Raw genomic sequence first — 16,796 nt, 5'->3', positions numbered from 1 at the left:
GGCTCAGCGGAGGAGGCCCGTAGGGTGGATGACCATGGCCCGCTCGACGTCCTCCTCCGCCCCTGCCGCTCTCGCCGCCGACATCGTGCTCGTGATCGTGTTCGCGGCGCTCGGGCTGGCCAGCCACGAGGGCGCCGTGGACCCCGCCGGCCTCGTGCGCGTCGCGTGGCCGTTCGCGGTCGCGCTCCTCGCCGGATGGCTCGCGCTGCGCGTCTGGACGGATCCCTCTGCTCCCGTGCGGAAGGGCCTCCCGCTGTGGGCGATGACGGCGCTCGGCGGCCTCGCGCTGCGCGTGATCACGGGCGGCGGCGCGGCGATCCCGTTCGTCGTCGTGACGGCGATCGTGCTGCTCGTCTTCCTCGTCGGCTGGCGCCTCGCCGTGCACGCCCTGCGCTCGGCGCGCGCCCGGAGGCGCCCGTCAGCGCAGTGAGTCAGCCGGCGGGCTCGAGCTGCACGACGAGCGGCCGGTGATCGCTGCCGGCGTCGTCGAGGTTCGTGAGCACGAGGGAGCCGGTCGCCTTCCAGGACGCCGAGTGCATGACGTGGTCGATCGGCGCGGACAGGAGGGCCGGGATGTCGGTCGGCCACGTGCCCACCGCGCCGTTCCCGGTGGTCGCCGCGGCGTCTGAGCAGTAGCCCAGGTCGGCGCCGTCGACCCCGAGCGAGGCCATGTGGTCGATCGTGGCGTTGAAGTCGCCCGCGAGGATGACGTTGCCGTCGACGCACTGGTCAGAGACCCAGCGCAGGTCGTCGGCCCACTCGTCCATGTACTCCGGCTGCGGAGACACGGCGTGCACGGCGACGACGATCGGGCCCTGGCCGTCGACGGGCATCGCGACGACGCTCGGCACGACCTCGGTGTTGCTCGTGAGGTCGCTCGACGCCTCGATCACGGAGTAGTCGCCGAGCTCGGGCGAGATGAGCAGCGTGGTCTGCCACGCCTGCGGCCCGTCCTCGACGTCGGGCCGCAGCGCGACGTGATGCACCCACATGGGGCTGCCGAGGTCGCGCATCGCGACGGCGACCTCCTCGCCGACGAAGTCCGCGGTCTCGGGGAGCGCCACGATGTCGACGCCCATGGCAACGGCGGTCTCCGCGATCTCGTCGGCGCCCATGGCGTTGCCCGCCGTGTTCCAGGTCATCACGCGCACGCTCGTGTCGGTCGCCGCGGGGAGGGCGTCCGTGCCGTAGCCGCGCATGCCGAGGACGACGCCGCCCGAGATCGCGCCGATGGCTGAGACGAGCGCCATCGAGAGCGCGAAACCGCGCATCGGGCGGATGAAGGCGACGAGCAGGAAGAGGATCGTGATGATCGCGAGAGCGACGACGACGAGCCCCCGGAGGGCGGCGAGCTGAGCGATCGGGAAGGTCTGCTCGAGGCGGAAGAAGCCGGGCCACGTGAGGACGGCCGTCGCGATCGCGAACAGCACGGTCACGAGGATCCCGAGCAAGCGCAGCACGGATCCGACCCTAGGCGCACCCGCTGGGAAAGCGTCGCGAGCACGCGCCGTGGGGGCCGAGAGCGACCTCCGTGCACGCCGTACGATGAGGTCCATGGATGTCTCGGGTGCGCGCCGCGTGGAGGAGCCGGCCGACCTGCACCTCCACTCGAACCGATCGGATGGGACGGAGCCGCCCGCCGAGGTCGTCCGCTCGGCGCACGCGCACGGCGTGCGCACGCTCGCGCTGACCGACCACGACACGACGGCGGGGTGGGCCGAGGCGGCCGACGCGGCGGTGTCGCTCGGGATGACGTTCCTGCCGGGAGCCGAGCTCTCCACGCGCCTCGACTGGCGCAGCGTGCACCTGCTCGCCTACCTCTTCGATCCCGACGACCCGGCGCTGCGGGCGCAGATGGAGGAGGTGCGCGGCGATCGCATGGGCCGTGCCGAGCGGATCGTCGCGAACATCTCGCGCGACTACGACCTTGTCTGGGACGACGTCGTCGCGCAGACCCAGACGGGCGCGACGGTCGGGCGCCCGCACATCGCCGACGCGCTCGTCGCCCGGGGGATCGTGGCCGACCGCGGAGAGGCCTTCGACGGCATCCTCCACCCGCGCGAGGGCTACTACGTTCCGCACTACGCGCCCGACACGTTCCGCGCGATCGAGATCGTGCGCGCGGCCGGCGGCGTCCCCGTGATCGCGCACCCCGCGACAGCCGGGCGGTCGGGGATGATCCCCCTGCGCACGCTGCACGATCTCGTCGACGCCGGGCTCGCCGGCTTCGAGGTGGACCACCGCGAGAACACTGCCGACGGCAGGGAGGTGCTCCAGCGGCTCGTGGCCGAGCGCGACCTCATCGCGACGGGCTCGAGCGACTACCACGGGCTCGGCAAGCCCAACCTCCCTGGCGAGAACACGACGCCGGCCGCGATGGTCGAGCGGATCATCGCGGCCGGCGTCGGCTCCCGTCCTGTGCGGGCCTGAGCGCTCAGGCTCCCTGCTGCGGCTGACCTGACGCGCGGCGCCGGCGACGGCGGCGCGCAGGAGCGGGCTTGCCGTCGTGATGCTCCCTGCCGGCTCCGTCGTGCGTGCCGCGCCCCTCGCCGGCCTCGTGCGCCGCGCCCTCGCGCGGTGCGTCGCCCTCGGCGCGCCGGCGGCGACGCGGGCGCGATGCGCCCTCGCCGTCGGCCTTGGCGGTGCGGATGGCGCCCGTGGCGGGCGCCTTCGTCAGGCGGCCCTTCGTGCCGGCGGGGATGTCGAGGTCCGTGTAGAGGTGCGGGCTCGACGAATACGTCTCGGTGGGCTCGGGCTGCCCGAAGTCGAGTGCCCGGTTGATGAGCGCCCACTTGTGCAGGTCGTCCCAGTCGACGAACGTCACGGCGATGCCCGTGCGGCCGGCGCGGCCCGTGCGCCCCACGCGGTGGAGATAGGCCTTCTCGTCCTCGGGGATCGTGTGGTTGATGACGTGCGTGACGTCGTCGACATCGATGCCGCGCGCGGCGACATCCGTCGCGATGAGCACGTCCTTCTTGCCCGTCTTGAACGAGGCCATCGAGCGCTCGCGCTGCTCCTGGCCCATGTCGCCGTGGACGGCCGCGGCGTTGAAGCCGCGGTCGTTCAGCTCGTCGACGAGCTTCTGCGCCGCGCGCTTCGTGCGGGTGAAGATGACGGTCTTGCCGCGCCCTTCGGCCTGCAGGATGCGCGCGACGATCTCGACCTTGTCCAGCGCGTGCGCGCGGTAGACGATGTGGCGGATGTTGGCCTGCGTGAGACCCTCGTCGGGGTCGGTCGCGCGGATGTGGATGGGGTTCACCATGAAACGGCGCGCGAGCGCGATGATCGGGCCCGGCATCGTCGCGCTGAAGAGCTGCGTGTGGCGCTTGGCCGGCACGCGTTGGAAGATCTTCTCGATGTCGGGGAGGAAGCCGAGGTCGAGCATCTTGTCGGCCTCGTCGAGCACGACCTCGGTCGCGTGCGAGAGGTCGAGCAGGCGCTGCCCCGCGAGGTCGATGAGGCGGCCCGGCGTGCCGACGACGATCTGCGCGCCCGCCTTGAGCTGCTCGATCTGGCCCTCGTAGGCCTTTCCGCCGTAGATCGCGACGACGTTCGTGGAGCGGCCGGACGTGAGCAGGTCCATGTCCTCGTAGACCTGCACGGCGAGCTCGCGCGTCGGCACGACGATGAGGGCCTTGACTCCGGGCTCGGGGTCGAGGCCCAGCCGCTGGACGACGGGGATCCCGAAGCCGAAGGTCTTGCCCGTTCCCGTCTTGGCCTGGCCGATCACGTCCTGACCCGGGAGGGACAGGGGGATCGTCTGCTCCTGGATGGGGAAGGTGTCGACGATGCCCTTGGCGGCCAGCGCGTCGACGATGTCCTGGTCGATGCCGAGTTCGGCGAATGACGTCATGGAGTTGTGTGCCTGTCTCGGCGGGCCGGTCGGCGGATGCCGGACGGGGCCGCGCCGCTGGATGCGTCCACGCCCTTCTCAGCCACAGGCGCGGTGCCCCGAGCCGTCGTCGGGGCCGTCTCCACCTTAGCGCCAGCGGCTCCGCGGCGCGTGGAGGCGAGGATGGCGGCGGGGCAGGGGAGCAGGACGTAGGCTTTCGGCGTGGTGAACTGGCAGTTCTGGAAGCGGCCCACGCCCGCGCGGATCCTCCGCCTGCGACCGCGCGGAGAGCTCTCCGACGCGGTGCGCGTCGACTTCCAGGAGCTGGCGCCCGATGTGCGCACGTTCCTCGGCCAGGCGGCCTACCTCCAGCTCGGCTACTTCGAGACGCTCACGCGGCTCATCCGGGCGACGCCCGATCTGCACGAGAAGGAGGCGCTCTCGCTGGCCGCGGGCGCGGCGCTGCGCAAGCACCTCGGCCTCGTCGACATCATCCGGGAGGGCGGCGACGACCCCACCGCGCTCATGGCACCGTTCCAGGAGCCTCTCGACGCCTTCCGGCGCGAGACGCTCGGCGCCCGGCCTCGCGAGACCATGCTGACCGTGCACATCACCGCCGGCATGCTCGACGACTTCTACCTCGCGCTCGCCTCGAGCTACGGCGAGCGCGGGCGCAGGGTCGCGAAGGTGCTCCGCGCCGACCACGACCGCCAGCAGATCGCCGAACTCCTCGTGCGCACGATCGAGAGCGACGACGAGTGGCGGGCTCTGCTGTCGATGTGGGCGCGCCGCCTCGTCGGCGACACGCTGCTGGTGGCCCGCAGCGCGCTGCGAGGCGGGATGGCCGACGCGCAGGCCCGCGGGGGCGAGGACGTCGAGAAGGTCGTCGAGCCCGTCTTCACCGCGCTCATGGCCGCGCACGCGCGGCGCATGGACGCGCTGGGCCTCGCGGCCTGAGCGGGGGCGCCGCAGCGCCCGGTCAGCGGATCCCGGCTGCCGCGGCAGCCGCCGCGTCGGACCGGGCGCGGATGCGCGTGGATGCGAGCGCCGTCGCGACGGCGGCGACCGCCCCGGCCGCGAGCACGGCGATCCACAGCCAGGGGCTGGCCTCGCCGGGCCCGGCCCAGGTCAGGATCGCGTAGAGAGCGGCGGCGACGGCCGTTCCCACCGCCGGGACCAGCGCGACGCCGCGCAGCTCCCGGTGCGGGAGCGCGTAGTGCGCCGCGACGCCGATCGCCGCGGCGGCGATGATCGCGAGCAGGATGTACACGGCCGTCCCGCCCGGGCTCAGCCGACGAAGCCGACGCGGCGCGTTTCGCCCGTGCCGATCTCCACGAACGCGAGGTTCGCCGACGGGACGAAGTACGAGTTGCCCTTGACGTCGGTGAAGGAGAGGTGGCTCGCGCCCTCGTCGAGGGCTGCGGCGACGGCCGACTTCACGGCGTCCGCGCTCTCGGTCGTCTCGAAGGTCAGCTCGCGGCCGGAATTCGTGATGCCGATTCGGATCTCCACGGTGACTGCCTTTCGTCTGCGGTTCGTTGCATCGAAAGCCTACGGCACGGCGGGATGCGCCCGGCCGCGCGAACGCTCAGGGCGAACGCCCGCGCCTCCGACCGGGGATGTCGGCGGCGCTGGGTACCGTGGAGTCCATGCCGAGCACGGGATGGGATGACGCGCAGCGCGCTGTCGTGGAGCTGCCCCACGGCGCATCCGGCACGGTCGTCGGGGCGCCCGGGACCGGCAAGACGGCGGTGCTCGTCGGCAGGGTCGCCGCCCTCGTCGCGGCCGGCGTCGCGCCGGACGAACTCGTCGTCCTGACACCCACGCGCGCGTCGGCGACGCGTCTGCGGGACGAGCTCGGGCTCCGCGTCGACGTCGCGAGCCCTGGGCCGCTCGCGCGCTCCGTGGGATCGTTCGCGTACCAGGTTGTCAGAGCCGACGCCGTGCGGCGGGGCGGGGAGCCGCCCAAGCTCCTCACCGGCGCCGACCAGGACCGCATCATCGCCGACATCCTGCTCGGCGACGAGGAGGACGAGCGCGACGGAGCATCGCGGTGGCCCGCGCATCTCGGCGCGCCCGTGCGCGCGACGAAGGGGTTCCGCTCGGAGCTGCGCGCGTTCATCGCCGAGATGACCGAACTCGGGACGACGCCCGCCGAGCTGGCGCGGCTCGGCGTCGATGCGTGGACGGCGGCGGCCGGTTTCCTCCGCGACTACCGGGCTGTCCTCGATCGCATGCGCTCTCCGCATCGCGACGTCTCGGAGCTGTACGCGGAGGCCGCGGCCGCCGTGCGCGACGGCGCGCGCGTGCCCGGGCTCGAGCGCCTGCGGGTCGTCCTGGTCGACGACGCGCAGGAGCTCACGCGCGGCGGCGTCGCCCTCGTCGAGGCCCTGCACGCGCAGGGCGCAGCGGTGCTCGCGTTCGGCGATCCCGATATCGGCTCCGGGGCGTTCCGCGGCGCGACGCCCGAGCTGTTCGCGCGCCTCGCGGCGTCGCTGGGCCCGCGTCACGTCCTCGACGAGGCGCATCGGGGCACGACGGCGCTGACGCGGCTCGCGCGCAGCGTGACCCAGGCGATCGGGGCGGCCGGTGTGATCGACCACCGCAGGCCGCCCGGCCCCGAGGAGCCGTCCGACGGGACGGTGGAGACCTGCCATGCGGCGTCGCCGTACGAGGAGGCCGACCGCATCGCGCGTGCGCTGCGGGAGTGGCACCTCGTCCAGGGGGTGCCGTGGGAGCGGATGGCCGTCATCGCGCATGACACGCGGCAGATCACGTCGCTCGAGGCCGAGCTCGCGGCGCGCGAGGTGCCCACGCGGGCGGCCGGGGTGCAGCGCCCGCTCGGCGCCGAGGCGGTCGTCCGCGACATCGTCGAGATCGTCCGCCTCGGCCTGCAGGAGGCTCAGGACCGCGATGATGACAAGCTGCTCGAGGCGCTGCGCTCGCCGTTCGGCGGTCTCGACGGCGTGGGGCTGCGTCGGCTGCGCGCGCGTCTGCGTCACGCCGAGCTCTCGGAGGGGGGCAGTCGGCCGGCGCGCGTTCTCCTGCGGGAGGCGCTCGCGCAGCCCGTGCTGCTCGACCTCCTCGACACCCCGGAGGGGCGCACCGCCGCCCGCTTCGCGCGCACTCTCTCGATCGTGCACGACGAGGGCGCGCGCGGCGCGACCGTGCACGAGCTGCTGTGGACCGTGTGGGACCGCGCGCGCACGGGCGACGGACGCCGGCTCGACCGCGCGTGGCGCGACCTCGCGCTCGGACAGGGCCCTCTCGCGGCGGAGGCGGGGCGCGCGCTCGACGGCCTCGTCGCGCTGTTCGACGCGGCCAAGCGGGCGATCGAGCGCAACCCGCAGGAGGGGCCGCTGCCCTTCATCCGCGAGATCCTCGACAGCGACGTCCCGGAGGACACCCTCTCGGCCCCCGAGCGCGACGACGCCGTCACCCTGCTCACGCCCGCGAACGCGCTCGGCGCAGAGTTCGAGGCGGTCGTGGTGGCGGGCGTCCAGGACGGGGTGTGGCCGAACGTGCGGCTGCGCGGCGGGCTCCTCGACACGTGGCGGCTGGCGGAGGCGGTCGAGGCGCACCGCGCCGGACGCACCCGCGCGGATGCGCTCGGGGTGCTCGACCGGCGGCGCGCGGCACTGCACGACGAGCTGCGCCTGTTCGTCCGCGCGATCTCGCGCGCCCGGCGTCGTCTGCTCGTGACCGCCGTCGACGACGACGATACGGGGCCGAGCGCGCTGTTCTCGTTCCTCCCTCCGCCGCGCGACGACGACGGCGAGCGCGCGGAGCACCCGCTCACGCTGAGGGGCCTCGTCGCCCGGCATCGGCGGACGCTCACCGACGATGCCGACGAGGCCGCCCGCGCGGCGGCGGCCGGGCAGCTCAGGGTGCTCGCGGAAGCCGGCGTCCCGGGCGCCGACCCGCACGAGTGGTACGGCATGCTCGCCCCCTCGACGGATGCGCCGCTGCGCGATCTCGCGGCCGGCCCCGCGCGGGTCTCGCCCTCGCGCGTCGAGGCGTTCGAGGAGTGCGGTCTCGGCTGGGTGATCTCGGCCCTCGGCGGCGACACCGTCGCGCCCCCGTCGGCGGGCATCGGGACGATCCTGCACGAGGCGATGGAGCGCGCGCCCGACGGCGACCTCGCCGTGCTGCGCGCCGTCGTCGAGGAGCACTGGCCCGAGCTCGACTTCGAGACGCCCTGGATCGCGGCGAAGGAGCGGCGCCGTGCCGACCTCTACGTGGACCGCCTCCACGCCTACCTGCGCGGGGTGCGCGCGGACGGGGGAGACGTCATCGCGTCCGAGGCCCCGTTCCGCTTCGCGGTCGAGACGTCGCCGCGCGCGGCGGACGACGCGCCCGCCGTGCACGTGGGCGAGGACATCGCGGCGCCGCATCGCGCGGTCGTGAGCGGCGTCATCGACCGTGTGGAGTCCTACCCGCCCGGAGCGGGCGAGCATGCCCCGGCGCGCGCCCGGGGCTGGGAGCCCATGCGCGAGGCCGCGTCCGAGCGCAGCGTCGTCGTGGTCGATCTCAAGACCGGCAAGAGCGAGAAGCCGTCGGACTCGGCTGTCGTGGAGCACGCGCAGCTCGCGGCCTACCAGATCGCGGTGCAGGAGGGGCTCGTCGACGGCGCCCCTGCGGACGCCCTCGGCGGAGCTCGGCTCGTGATCGTGTCCCAGACGCTCGCGAAGAGCGACTACCGGGTCGCGCATCAGCACGCACTGGGACCCGAGACGCGCGCGGCGTTCCTCCGCCGGGTCGCCGAGGCGGCGCGCGGCATGTCGGCCGCGAGCTTCACCGCCCAGGTCGAGGCGCACTGCGCCGATACCCAGCAGCGCGTGCATCCGTGCCGCATCCACACGATCGAGGCGGTGAGCTCATGACGATGGGCGTCGAGACCCTGCACGCCGACGACACCCGCCGGGCCGGCGGATGGCCGGGCGGGCACGGCATCAGCGCGACCGACATCGCGGCGGCGCTCGGACAGCCGACGCCGACGCCTGCCCAGCAGCGGGTCATCGAGGCGCCGCAGACTCCGGCGCTCGTCGTCGCAGGCGCGGGCAGCGGCAAGACCGAGACGATGGCCGCGCGCGTGGTCTGGCTCGTCGCGAACGGCCACGTGCGCCGCGACGAGATCCTCGGGCTCACCTTCACGCGGAAGGCGGCCGGCGAGCTGGGGGAGCGGATCGCGGCGCGCCTGGCCGTCATCGACGAGTTCGGCCGCAGAGGGCTGCTGCCGCGCCTGCCGCGCATCGTCGCCGAGGGAGCGCTCGCGCGCGTCGAGACGGCCGTCGCGCCGCGCCAGCGCGAGACGATCCGGCGGCAGGTGCTCGACGAGCTCGCGGCGCGCTTCGCCACCGGCTGGGATCCGTCCGCGCCCCGCACGGCGGACGACCTCATGATCCGGCCCCGGGTCGCGACGTACAACGCGTTCGCCGACTCCATCGTCCGCGAGCACGCCGCGCGCATCGGCCGCGATCCCGACGCCGCGATGCTCAGCCAGTCGGCGTCGTGGCTCATCGCGCGTGCGGTCGTGCTGCGTGCCGACATCGACGGCCTCGAGGACATCGACAAGGCACTCTCGACGCTCATCGACGCCGTGCAGCGCCTCGCCGCCGACGTGCTCGACCACCGGGTCGATCTCGACGAGCTCGAGCGCGTGTGCGCGGCGGAGGAGGCGGCGATCGCGCCGTACGTCGACGACGCGAAGGACCGCGACATCGAGAAGGCGTGGCGGCATCTGCACGCCATGCCCGTGCTCGTGCAGCTCGTCAGGGCGTACATGGCCGAGAAGACGCGCCGAGGCGTGCTGGACTTCGCCGACCAGGTGGGCGGTGCGTACGACATCGTCGAGGGAGCCCCCGACGTGCGCGCGCAGCTGCGCGAGCAGTACCGCGTCGTCCTCCTCGACGAGTACCAGGACACCTCGGTCATCCAGACCCGGTTCCTCGCCGAGCTCTTCCGCGACAGCGCGGTGATGGCCGTCGGCGACCCGCACCAGTCGATCTACGGATGGCGCGGCGCGAGCGCCGACAACCTGTACGCGTTCGCGCGCGCGTTCGCGCGCGACAGCGCGGCCACGTCGTACAGCCTCATGACGAGCTGGCGCAACGACCGTCGCATCCTCGACGCCGCGAACCGCGTGCTCCGCCCGCTGCAGGGCGCAGGGGCGTTCGCGGTGCCGGCGCTCGAGGCGCGGCCCGGCGCCGGCGAGGGCCGCGTCGGCGTGCGGTTCGCCCAGACCGTCGACGACGAGGCCGACGAGGTGGCCGCCTGGTTCGACGCGGTGCGCGCAGAGCACGCCGCGTCGGGAGCAGATCGCCCGCACACGGGGGCCATCCTCTTCCGGTCGAAGCGGCACATGCAGACGTTCGCGTCCGCGCTGGGCCGCCGCGGCATCCCGCACCGCATCCTCGGGCTCGGCGGACTGCTGTCCACACCGGAGGTCACCGACGTCGTCTCGGTGCTGCGGGTCATCCACGACCCGACATCGGGCTCCCCGCTCATCCGGCTGCTCGTCGGCCCGCGCTTCGCGGTCGGCGTCGCCGACATGGCGGCGCTCCACGACCTCGCGACCGCGCTCGCGCAGCGGGACGGCTCGCTGAATCCGCTGCCGGACGACGTCCGCGATCGGCTTCGGGCGTCGCGCGGGGCCGACGAGGCGGTGTCGATCGTCGATGCGGTCGAGTTCATCCGCACGGCCCGCGACGACTACCGCCTGCTCGAGGGCATCAGCCCCGAAGGGCGCGCGCGGCTCCGCGCGGCCGGGGAGATGCTCGAGCGACTCCGTCGCGCCGCGGGCCAGCCGATCCCGGAGCTCATCCGCCTCATCGAGCTCGAGCTGCGTCTCGACATCGAGCTCGCCGCGAACGAGTCGCGCGGACCGGCGCGCGTCGCGGCCACCCAGCTGCGCGCCTTCGGCGACGAGGTGCGCGCGTTCCTCTCCGCCGACGAGCGGGGCACGATCGGGAGCCTTCTCGCCTGGCTCGACAAGGCCGAGCGCACGGACGAGCTCGTGCCGCGGCCGGAGCCGCCAGAGCCCGGGGTCGTGCAGCTGCTGACGATCCACGGCTCGAAGGGCCTCGAGTGGGACGCGGTGGCCGTCGTGCGCCTCGTGAAGGACGAGCTGCCCAGCCGCGTGACCGACGCCTCCGGATGGCTCGGCTTCGGAGTGCTGCCGTTCGCCCTGCGCGGCGACCGGACGGCGCTTCCGCAGCTCGCCTGGGACCCTCAGGCCGCGATGGAGTCAGCGGGCGACGACCCCGCCCAGCGGTTCAGGGCCGCCGAGAAGGCGCTCGCGACGGCGATCACCGCGTTCAAGAGAGCCAACGGAGACTATCAGCGCGAGGAGGAGCGGCGCCTGGCGTACGTGGCGATCACGCGCGCACGCGGCGACCTGCTGCTGACCGGCTCGCACTGGGCGGGTCAGAAGACGCCGCGGACGCCGAGCGACTACCTGCTCGAGATCATCGACGAGCAGGGCCTCGACCCGATCGGCGACGTCGATCCGGACGACAACCCGTACGAGGGCGCGTCGATGACCAGGAGCTGGCCCATGGATCCGCTCGGCTCGCGGAGGGGACGGGTCGCGGCGGCCGCGGCGGCCGTGGCCGCGGCGACGAGCGCCGAGCCCTCGGACGAGCTCGCCCTGCTGCTGGCCGAGCGCGCCGAGCGGGAGCGCGGGCGCCGGTTCGGCGTGCCCACGCGCGTGCCGGCGTCGCGGTTCAAGGACTACGTGTCCGATTTCTCGGGGACGGTGTCGCAGATCGCGCGGCCCATGCCCGAGCGGCCGTACCAGCAGACCCGTATCGGGACGCTGTTCCATCAGTGGGTCGAGGCGCGCTCCGGTGCGGCCGGCGCCGGATCGTCCGTCGACGACGCCCTCTGGGAGAGCGACGAGGAGCTGTGGAGCGATCACGACGCGGCGGGCACCGAGGTGTCCGCCGAGGACGAGGCGGCGCTCGAGCGACTCCGGGAGACGTTCCTGCGCAGCGAGTGGGCGTCGCTGCGCCCCCTCGAGGTCGAGACGGAGATCGACTTCCCCCTTCCCGCCCTCGGCGGCGCCCCGCAGCACATCGTGATCTGCAAGCTCGACGCGGTCTACCGCCGGGAGGATCGCGGGGGGCGGATCGAGATCGTCGACTGGAAGACCGGACGAGCCCCGCAGACGGCGGCCGAGCGCGACGAGCGGATGCTGCAGCTCGCGCTCTACCGGCTCGCCTACCACCGGCGGCACGGGGTGCCCCTGGAGGAGATCGACGTGGCCCTGTACTACGTCGCCGACGACCTCGTCCTGCGGGGCGACCGCGTGTACACCGCCGAGGAGCTCGCCGCCCGCTGGCAGGACACCCAGGGGCGCACGGCGGCGCGCGTCGGCTAGCGCTGGTCAGTCGCCGCGCTGCTCGCGCTCCTGGGCGATATACGCCTCCATGTCGAGCGGCACCGTCGCGCCCGACGGATCGTCCGCTGGCTGTGCCGTCGGAAGGCGCACCTCGGGGACGGTGTCGGTCGTGATCCGGGCGTCGGCGGCGTCCGCGTCGTCCCACCGCTCGCCCCAGTGGCCGTCTCCGTCGAGGGAGAGCTGAGCGGGGTCGTACGCGTCGGTCTGCATCGAGGTGTCGACCGCCGCCGGCGTCGTCTCGGGCACTCGGCCGATCGCCGCGAGGGCGTCGTCGACGTCCGACGAGGCGGCGCCGAGGCCCGCGAGCAGGCGGTCGTCGCGCACGCCGTCCGACAGCGACTCGAGCAGGGCCGCCGCGTCGTCGACGACGTCCGGACGGTGCGCCTCGAGGCCGTGCACGAGCCATCGGGCGAACTCGAGCTCGGCGTGCAGTCGGGCGCGCACCCGCAGCGCGGCGTCGGGCGCGCGGTGCGCGGCCGCCGCGTACGCCTCGTGGATGTCCTCGGAGGCGTCGGGCGCGGACGCCACCCAGCGCAGGTCGACGGCGGGGTCGTCGATCGACAGGCCGTGCCAGTCGAGCACGCCTGCGACGCGCGGGACGCCCGCGACGTCGTCGGTCAGCACGAACGAGGTGGACTGCGTTCCGCCGAGGCACACGGACGACTCGAACGCCCAGAGCCGGTCGTCCTCGACTGCCTCGCGCCAGCGCACCATGAGCCGGACGGGGACGCGCCCGCTCGCGCCGGCGGCGTCGAGCACCCGCTCGATGTCGGCGCGCGACTGGTCCGGCGTGCGCACCGGCAGCCCGGCCGACCGGACGACCGAGCCGGGCAGCGCGTGCAGCACGGCCATCGCGCGGCCGAGCGACTCCGCGACTCCGCGCCCGGGCGGGATCTCGCTCGCCTCGACCTGGTAGCCGCGCACGTAGCCCGTGACCACCGCGCTCGTCCCGTCGAACGGCACGGCGCCGTGGAACTCGGGGGCGTCGAAGCCGAGGAGCTCGCGCACGCCCGACGTGAGCGCGCGCAGCGCCACGATCTCGGCCGAGATCTCGCGCTCGGCCGCCTCGTCGACGGGCACGCGGACGACGAGCTCGCGCCCGTCGGCGAGCGTGGCGACCGCCGCGTCGAAGCGGCCGGCGCCGCCGGCCGTGAGGGACCTGACGCCCGTGACCTCCGCACCGGGCACGGCGGCCGTCGCGGCCGCGGCTAGAGTGAGGAGTGAGCGTGGCATGGGTACCAGGTTAGGTCGCCGCCGTGCTCGTCCCACCGCGCCACGCCCGCGAGAGAGGTACCGGATGCCCGTCCATTCCGCCCCTGCGAGGATCGACAGGAGCGCGGAGGAGCGCGACGCGCCCGGCCTGCTCGAGACGGCGATCGCCGATCCCGCGACGCGCGTCCTCGCCGTCCGCGGCGACGCGGCCCCGGTCGCCGCGGACCCCGCGCCTGCGCTCGCGCTCGTCGAGCCCGGCGACGTCCGCGACGGAGCGACCTGGGCCTTCCTCGGGCGCGATGCGTCGGGCGCGGCGGTGCTCCTGGCCGCGTTCCCGCAGGATGCCGACGCCCTGCTCGTGGACGCGGAGTGGAGCACCATCCGGACGTCCGGCGCGCTCCTTCCCGCCGGACAGCTCGACGTCCTCGTCGTCGCGGTCGCCCTCGGCCGCTGGCTCGTGGACGCGCCGTTCTGCCCGGCCTGCGGCTCGCGCACCGAGGTGCGTCAGGCCGGATGGTCGCGGCTGTGCCCCGGCTGCGGCCGCGAGCACTTTCCACGCACCGACCCCGCAGTGATCGTCGCGATCACGAGCGCCGACGGAGAGCGCCTCCTGCTCGGCGCGAACGCCTCCTGGCAGGGGCGGATGTACTCCTGCTTCGCGGGATTCGTCGAGGCGGGGGAGTCGCTCGAGACGACGATCCACCGCGAGATCCGCGAGGAGGCCGGCGTCCGCGTCGACGGCATCCGCTACCTCGGCTCGCAGCCGTGGCCGTATCCGCGCTCCCTCATGCTCGGGTTCCACGCGGCCGCCGTCGACGACACCGAGGCGCGCGCCGACGGCACCGAGATCCTCGATGTCCGCTGGTTCACCCGCGAGGAGATCGGCGAAGGCCTCGCCGGGCGCGGCCCCGTCGCCCTGCCCGGCGCGGTCTCGATCGCGCACCGCCTCATCCGAGCCTGGTACGAGGCCGCGTGAGCGCACTCGACGCCCTCGACGAGCAGCAGCGCAGGGCAGCGTCGATCCTGCGCGGCCCCGTCGCCGTGCTCGCAGGAGCCGGCGCCGGGAAGACGCGCGTCATCACGCACCGGATCGCGCACGGAGTCGACACGGGCGCGTACACGCCGCAGCGCGTCATGGCGCTCACCTTCACGGCCAAGGCTGCCGGCGAGCTGCGCGGGCGGCTGCGGGCGCTCGGCGTCGAGGGCGTGCAGGCCAAGACCTTCCACGCGGCGGCGCTCGCGCAGCTGAACTTCTTCTGGCCTACCGTGACAGGCGACGTCGCCCCGACCATCGTGGACAACAAGGTGCGCCTGCTCGCGCACGCCGCCGACGAGCTGCGCCTGCGTCCGGACAAGGCGACGCTGCGCGACATCGCGGCGCAGATCGAGTGGCGCAAGGTCACGATGCGCTCGATCGAGCAGTACGCGACCCTGCAGCGCTCGGTCGGCAGCATCCGCCCGTCGGCGCTCGTCGACCTCATGCGCGCGTATGAGAAGCTCAAAGACTCACGGCGGCAGCTCGACTTCGAGGACGTCCTGCTCGCGTGCGCGGGCATGCTCGAGGCGGAGCCGCAGGTGACGCGGGCCGTGCGGGAGCAGTACCGCCACTTCACGGTCGACGAGTACCAGGACGTCTCGCCGCTGCAGAACCGGCTCCTCGAGCTGTGGCTCGGCGATCGCCGCGACATCTGCGTCGTGGGCGACGCGAGCCAGACGATCTACTCGTTCACGGGCGCCGAGGCGCGCTTCCTGCTCGACTTCGAGCGCCGGTACGCGGATGCGACGGTCGTGCGTCTCGAGCGCAACTACCGCTCGACGCCGGCGATCGTCGATGTCGCGAACGCGCTCATGCGCGGTCGTCCCGGTGCGCTCCGGCTCGAGGCGTCCGCCGCGGCGACATCCGGTGAGATGCCGGTCGTCACGGGCTACCACGACGAGCACTTCGAGGCCGAGGGCGTGGCCGACGCCATCGCCCGTCAGCTCGAGTCGGTGCCGCCGTCCGACATCGCCGTGCTCTACCGCTCGCACGCCCAGTCCGCCGAGATCCAGGACGCGCTCGCGCGGCGGGGGATCCCGACGACCGTCCTCGGCGGGCGGCGCTTCTTCGACATGCCCGAGGTGCGCCAGGCGCTGCTCGCCCTCCGCGGGGCGTCGGTCGCGCCGACCGACCAGGGCTTCGCCGACCTCGTGCGCGACGTGCTGCGCAGCCTCGGCCACGCCGAGGAGCCGCCCGCCGCGGGCGGCGCCCTGCGCGACGCGTGGGAGGCGCGCGCCGCCATCCTGCGCCTCGCCGAGGAGGCCCCGCCGGGCACGACCCTCCGCGCGTTCACGGAGGGGCTTCTCGCCCGCGCGAAGGACCAGCACGAGCCCACGCTGCAGACGGTGACCCTCTCGACCCTGCACGCCGCCAAGGGCCTCGAGTGGCCGCACGTGCATCTCCTCGGGCTCGCCGAGGGGCTCCTGCCGATCTCGTACGCGACGTCGCTCGACGGGGTCGACGAGGAGAGGCGCCTCGCGTACGTCGGCATCACGCGCGCAGGGCGATCGCTGTCGCTGTCGTGGCCTCGCGCGTCGGCGTCGGGTCGGCTGCAGCGAGAGCCGTCGCGCTTCCTCGCGGAGATCGGCACAGGCACTCTGCGTGGTGCCGGTGGCTCCGCCACTGCCGGCGCCCGTCGCCGCTGACGCGCGCGGACCGCGCGGCGTCGTCGCCCGCCGGGGCGCGCAGGAGCTCGGTCAGGAGCGTCGCCGTCGCCGCGACGAGGGGCGACGGCGTCTCGGGCGGGCGGCGCGCGAGCAGCTGCAGCGCGAGCACGGGCCAGGCCGGGTCGCGCTCGCGCTCATGCGCTGCGAGACAGCCGAGGCAGGGCGTCGCGCCGGGGCGGACGAGCGGCCCCACCTCGGCGCTCTCGCGGGCGAAGACGATCGGCGCATGGACGACGTCGTCGCGCACGAGCGGCACCCACGCACTTGGCGCGACGGCGTGATGGGCGACGAGCGCGACGGGGACGTGCGCGCTCACGGCCGCGAGCGTGACCCACTCCGGCGCCCATCCGCACGCGGCGAGGGCGTCGCACAGCGCCGTGACCGTCGCCGCGGAGACGCCGTCGGCGGTGAGGATGTGCAGGAGCCCGGGGTCCTCCTCGCGCCGCAGCGCGGGGGCGATGTGCGCGAGGAACGTCCGCAGGCGCACCTCGTCGACGCCGACCGCACCCGCGAGGTCGTCGTGCTCGTCGACGCCGTCCGCGAGCCGGACGAGGAGGCGCTCCTGCCAGGGCGCCGGCTCGCGGATCCGGACGCCGCCGTCGAGTCCGAGCTGGATCGTCGCGGCGTCGCGCCAGAGCGGGAGCCGCG

General features: G+C 74.2%; 12 protein-coding genes. 7 read left to right on the top strand and 5 right to left on the bottom strand.

All coding sequences use genetic code 11. The features are described from left to right. Positions 1-34 precede the first annotated feature (34 nt). The gene (locus PKE79_RS02925) at positions 35-430 is read left to right on the top strand and encodes a DUF3054 domain-containing protein (RefSeq protein WP_271172144.1); all 396 of its coding nucleotides are present in this window, start codon (positions 35-37) and stop codon (positions 428-430) included. A gap of 1 nt (position 431) precedes the next feature. Here PKE79_RS02925 and PKE79_RS02920 read toward each other — a convergent pair whose 3' ends face one another. Next, positions 432-1,460 carry an endonuclease/exonuclease/phosphatase family protein gene (locus tag PKE79_RS02920; RefSeq protein ID WP_271172143.1) on the bottom strand — a complete coding sequence of 343 codons (1,029 nt, stop codon included), beginning with the start codon at positions 1,458-1,460 and terminating at the stop codon, positions 432-434. A gap of 94 nt (positions 1,461-1,554) precedes the next feature. Here PKE79_RS02920 and PKE79_RS02915 point away from each other — a divergent pair, with 94 nt between their 5' ends. Continuing rightward, positions 1,555-2,430 carry a PHP domain-containing protein gene (locus PKE79_RS02915; RefSeq protein ID WP_271172142.1) on the top strand — a complete coding sequence of 292 codons (876 nt, stop codon included), beginning with the start codon at positions 1,555-1,557 and terminating at the stop codon, positions 2,428-2,430. A 4-nt stretch (positions 2,431-2,434) separates the two neighbouring features. Here PKE79_RS02915 and PKE79_RS02910 read toward each other — a convergent pair whose 3' ends face one another. Then, positions 2,435-3,853, bottom strand: coding sequence for a DEAD/DEAH box helicase (locus tag PKE79_RS02910; RefSeq protein WP_271172141.1), 1,419 nt, complete (start codon positions 3,851-3,853; stop codon positions 2,435-2,437). 201 nt (positions 3,854-4,054) lie between these two features. On the opposite strand from PKE79_RS02910, the gene PKE79_RS02905 reads away from it, so the two are divergent. Then, complete coding sequence (locus PKE79_RS02905; protein WP_271172140.1) at positions 4,055-4,789, top strand: ferritin-like fold-containing protein; 735 nt, start codon at positions 4,055-4,057, stop codon at positions 4,787-4,789. 22 nt (positions 4,790-4,811) lie between these two features. Here PKE79_RS02905 and PKE79_RS02900 read toward each other — a convergent pair whose 3' ends face one another. Together PKE79_RS02900 and PKE79_RS02895 are read right to left on the bottom strand one after the other, a co-directional pair. Then, the gene (locus tag PKE79_RS02900) at positions 4,812-5,102 is read right to left on the bottom strand and encodes a hypothetical protein (RefSeq protein WP_271172139.1); all 291 of its coding nucleotides are present in this window, start codon (positions 5,100-5,102) and stop codon (positions 4,812-4,814) included. 17 nt (positions 5,103-5,119) lie between these two features. After that, positions 5,120-5,344 carry a DUF3107 domain-containing protein gene (locus tag PKE79_RS02895; RefSeq protein WP_271172138.1) on the bottom strand — a complete coding sequence of 75 codons (225 nt, stop codon included), beginning with the start codon at positions 5,342-5,344 and terminating at the stop codon, positions 5,120-5,122. A 137-nt stretch (positions 5,345-5,481) separates the two neighbouring features. Here PKE79_RS02895 and PKE79_RS02890 point away from each other — a divergent pair, with 137 nt between their 5' ends. Both PKE79_RS02890 and PKE79_RS02885 read left to right on the top strand, forming a co-directional pair. Further along, positions 5,482-8,715, top strand: coding sequence for an ATP-dependent helicase (locus PKE79_RS02890; RefSeq protein WP_271172137.1), 3,234 nt, complete (start codon positions 5,482-5,484; stop codon positions 8,713-8,715). 2 nt (positions 8,716-8,717) lie between these two features. Next, the gene (locus PKE79_RS02885) at positions 8,718-12,212 is read left to right on the top strand and encodes an ATP-dependent helicase (protein WP_374727772.1); all 3,495 of its coding nucleotides are present in this window, start codon (positions 8,718-8,720) and stop codon (positions 12,210-12,212) included. 6 nt (positions 12,213-12,218) lie between these two features. Here the strand turns inward: PKE79_RS02885 and PKE79_RS02880 are convergent, their stop codons facing one another. Next, the gene (locus PKE79_RS02880) at positions 12,219-13,466 is read right to left on the bottom strand and encodes a phosphotransferase (protein ID WP_271172135.1); all 1,248 of its coding nucleotides are present in this window, start codon (positions 13,464-13,466) and stop codon (positions 12,219-12,221) included. 64 nt (positions 13,467-13,530) lie between these two features. Between PKE79_RS02880 and nudC the strand changes: the two genes are divergently transcribed. Both nudC and PKE79_RS02870 read left to right on the top strand, forming a co-directional pair. After that, entirely contained in the window at positions 13,531-14,421 is an 891-nt protein-coding gene (gene nudC / locus PKE79_RS02875) for an NAD(+) diphosphatase (protein WP_271172134.1), read from the top strand. Further along, entirely contained in the window at positions 14,418-16,127 is a 1,710-nt protein-coding gene (locus PKE79_RS02870; protein WP_271172133.1) for an ATP-dependent helicase, read from the top strand. Before nudC ends, PKE79_RS02870 begins: the two co-directional genes overlap by 4 nt. The last annotated feature ends 669 nt before the right edge of the window (positions 16,128-16,796 follow it).

Origin of the sequence: Microbacterium barkeri (assembly GCF_027921765.1) — a bacterium.
Taxonomy (GTDB): Bacteria; Actinomycetota; Actinomycetes; order Actinomycetales; family Microbacteriaceae; genus Microbacterium; species Microbacterium barkeri.
Note: the sequence above shows the minus strand (reverse complement) of the source record. Positions and strands in the feature narration are given on the sequence as shown.

What these genes read in the sequence shown, in the direction of transcription:
- PKE79_RS02880 (WP_271172135.1), bottom strand. Translation starts at nt 13,466, where the DNA reads ATGCCACGCTCACTCCTCACTCTAGCCGCGGCCGCGACGGCCGCCGTG.
- PKE79_RS02890 (WP_271172137.1), top strand. Translation starts at nt 5,482, where the DNA reads ATGCCGAGCACGGGATGGGATGACGCGCAGCGCGCTGTCGTGGAGCTG.
- PKE79_RS02925 (WP_271172144.1), top strand. Translation starts at nt 35, where the DNA reads ATGGCCCGCTCGACGTCCTCCTCCGCCCCTGCCGCTCTCGCCGCCGAC.
- PKE79_RS02885 (WP_374727772.1), top strand. Translation starts at nt 8,718, where the DNA reads ATGGGCGTCGAGACCCTGCACGCCGACGACACCCGCCGGGCCGGCGGA.
- PKE79_RS02910 (WP_271172141.1), bottom strand. Translation starts at nt 3,853, where the DNA reads ATGACGTCATTCGCCGAACTCGGCATCGACCAGGACATCGTCGACGCG.
- PKE79_RS02915 (WP_271172142.1), top strand. Translation starts at nt 1,555, where the DNA reads ATGGATGTCTCGGGTGCGCGCCGCGTGGAGGAGCCGGCCGACCTGCAC.
- nudC (WP_271172134.1), top strand. Translation starts at nt 13,531, where the DNA reads ATGCCCGTCCATTCCGCCCCTGCGAGGATCGACAGGAGCGCGGAGGAG.